General features: G+C 35.7%; 3 protein-coding genes. All 3 read left to right on the top strand.

The features are described 5' to 3' along the window. On the top strand, positions 1-187 hold a 187-nt coding region (locus tag BMX42_RS14425), incomplete at its 5' end, for a T9SS type B sorting domain-containing protein (RefSeq protein WP_143055667.1). A 375-nt stretch (positions 188-562) separates the two neighbouring features. After that, positions 563-913 (top strand): hypothetical protein, encoded by a 351-nt coding sequence (locus BMX42_RS14430; protein ID WP_143055668.1) that lies wholly within the window; start codon positions 563-565, stop codon positions 911-913. Positions 914-924: 11 nt separating this feature from the next. After that, positions 925-3,200: PKD-like domain-containing protein (locus BMX42_RS14435; protein WP_143055669.1), on the top strand; the 2,276-nt coding region annotated here is incomplete at its 3' end.

The raw sequence follows: 3,200 nt of genomic DNA on the forward strand, positions 1-3,200 counted from the left end.
TAAACTATATATCTTTGATAGATACGGAAAATTAATTAAACAATTAAGTCCAACAGATCAAAGTGCAGGATGGGATGGAACCTATAATGGGCAACAAGCTCCTTCAACAGATTATTGGTTCACAATTGATTTTACCGAAAACGATCAACAAAAACAATTTAAATCACACTTCTCGTTGAAGAGATAATAGAAATTAAATAATAAAAAAGCCTGTATTTTTAAATACAGGCTTTTTTATGGGATAAAATTGAAAACTTTTATGTATTGATGTAATAAGGAATGCATAAAGTTTTTTAGTGTACTGATGATCATCGGAAAAGAACTACCAAAATGATTTAATTTACATTTTACGTTAAAAAAATTATAAATTTATTATTTGTAAAAAAGTCTGTATGTGCTTAAAATACGGACTTTTTTTGTGATTTTTTTTAGTAAATATGTGTTTTTGTTAAAATATCTCTTAAAAATTTGTTAAGTTGTTGGATTATTTTTTATATTGTGCTGTTGAAATAATCTACTTAACTATTAAAAATTTATGAAAAAACTATTACTCTTCGTATTTATGATGCTATGTTTATCTGTTTACTCGCAAAGTAATGATGCGAGATTTACCGTAATTAAGGTAGGAAACAAATATTCAAAAGAGGCTTTAACTGCTGCTTTTCAAAAGGCAGATATGTGTGGCCATTATTACTTTTCAAAATCTAACGATATTACTTTTGATGACGGTTCAGTTGTTAGGCTTTTTTCAAAAAAAGAAATGAGTCAGTCGCCTGCATTGTCTGATAATTGTTATATCACTGATGATACTATAATGGTAAAAAATATAGTTTGGTCAATTACATCCAATGGCTATATAGCTAAAGGATATAATTCTTCAATGAATGCTAAACACGAGAGTGATAAATTATAATTGTAATAAATATGATGAAATTTTACAAACAATTATTAGCATCAATCTTGATGATGCTTTTTATAAATAATGCATATGCTCAACCTGCTAACGACAATTGTTCAAATGCAACTAGTTTAGGGACTTTACCAGTACCACCAACATGTAGTATATTTGGAGGGGTTGAAACAGGAGCAACAGTAACTTTAAACAATCAAACAACAGTTGCTGCAACTGGTGCGAATCCATATGTGTATATGACAAACTGTTCTGGAGGTGGTAATATGCAATCTCCAGCATTAGATGTTTGGTACACATTTGTTGCGTCTGGTTCTACAGCAAATATTACCATAAATGGATTTCCAAATGCTAGTATAGGTCTTTGGTCAGGAAACAATTGTAATACATTAGCAGGAGCAGGTTGTACTAATCTTGGCGGAAGTGGTAATGGAACATTGACAGCAACTTCCTTGTCAGTAGGACAAACTTATTATATACAAGTGAGTGGTGGAACTCCAGCTGCTACTGATGCTAACTTTTCGATAGCTGTTAATAATAGTATTAATTGCGATAATTGTTTGCGTACAAGTACATTGGTAGCTTCACCTTTACCTGTCAGCGGAACGTATGTTCCAGGACAGGTAGTTCGTTTTTGTTATACCGTATCTGAATGGGAACAAACTAACGCAAACTGGTTTCATGGTGTGCAAATTGCAATGGGACCAGGATGGACTGGTACTGTTACTAATACTAGTGTTGCAGCGACTTGTCAAGCTGCAGGCGGAACATGGGCTTTTTTCCCAACAGGAATAGGTAATGTAAATTCAACAAACTGGGGAACAGGGTTTTATTTCGATAGTGCCGATGCTGGAACAAGTGTTACGGATAACTACGGAGATAATTGTAGTGGAACAGGTCTTAACTGGCAGTTTTGCTTTGATTTAACAGTAAGTTCTACTTGTGTAGCAGGACAAAGTTTATCTGTAACTATGGATACAAGTGGTGATGGTGAATCAGGCTCTTGGTCAAGTCCTGCTTGTCAGAACGACCCTTCAAATATATTCTCAGCAGTTATGGCTGCTGGCCCTGTTATGACGAGTGCTAATACTGCAACTATTTGTAGCGGTGGAACTGTTTCAATTCCTTTAACTGCGAGTTCTCCGGCTACATATACATGGATTGCTACTAATAATGCGAATGTTACGGGTGAAAGTACAACATTGCAAACATCAAGTACATTAAGTAATACATTAGTCAACTTAACTGGTGTCAATCAGGTTGTTACTTATACTGTAATTCCAACTTCAACTCCAGGCGGTTGTCCAGGAGCGCCGCAGACAGTTACTGTAACTGTTGTGCCTTTAACAATAAATGCAGGAACAGACACAGTAGTTTGTGGAAGTGCTTGTGTTAACTTAAGTGGAACTTCTTCAATTGCTGCGGGTACTTTTAATACAACTTTTGCTAATTCAACGACCGTTGCAATTCCGAATAATAATACAGGAGGAGCTAATACCTCAGTTACCTCTTCAGGAATTGTAAATTCAGCTTCATCGATTGGTTCAATTTGTTTTACATTGAACCACTCGAGTTTACCTGATATCGGTCAAAATGGTAATGCAAATGCAATAACTATTACAATGCCTGATGGTACTGTTTATAATTCAACATTAACGCCATTATCAGGTTCTGGAACTCAAACATATTGTATTCCACCTGCAGTATATGCAGGTTATACAGGAACATTAAATGGGAATTTCACATTGAATGTTAAAGATACACGCGGTGGAGGAGGAGGAACAGGTTCAATAACAAACCTTCAAGTGATAATTGCAACAAATACAGTTTCTTGGTCACCTACAACAGGTATGACTAATGGGAATACATTAACCCCAACTGTTTGTCCAACAGTAGATACTACATATACTTTAACTGTTATTGCGCCAGGCGGATGTATTGCAACAGATACAGTTTTTGTTGATTATACAACGTCTCCAACTATAGTTTTAACGTCAGCTATAGCAACAACAAATCAAACGGTTTGTATAAATACTTCAATAACTAACATAGTTTATACTACTGGAGGTGGTGCAACAGGTGCTACTTTTGGAGGTTTACCAACAGGGGTTTCAGGTTCTTGGGTAGGTAATGTGGTTACTATTAGTGGTACTCCTTCAGTTGCAGGTCCATTTAATTATACAGTTACTACTACTGGAGGATGTACGCCGGCTGCTACAGCAACGGGGGTTATTAATGTAAGTAACCCACCAGCCGTTCCAACAATTGCTACAGGAGCAGCTACATGTTC

It is taken from the genome of Flavobacterium terrigena (assembly GCF_900108955.1).
In the GTDB taxonomy this organism is placed as follows: domain Bacteria; phylum Bacteroidota; class Bacteroidia; order Flavobacteriales; family Flavobacteriaceae; genus Flavobacterium; species Flavobacterium terrigena.

Coding starts and splice junctions, on each gene's coding strand:
- BMX42_RS14430 (WP_143055668.1), top strand. CDS start 563: ATGATGCTATGTTTATCTGTTTACTCGCAAAGTAATGATGCGAGATTT.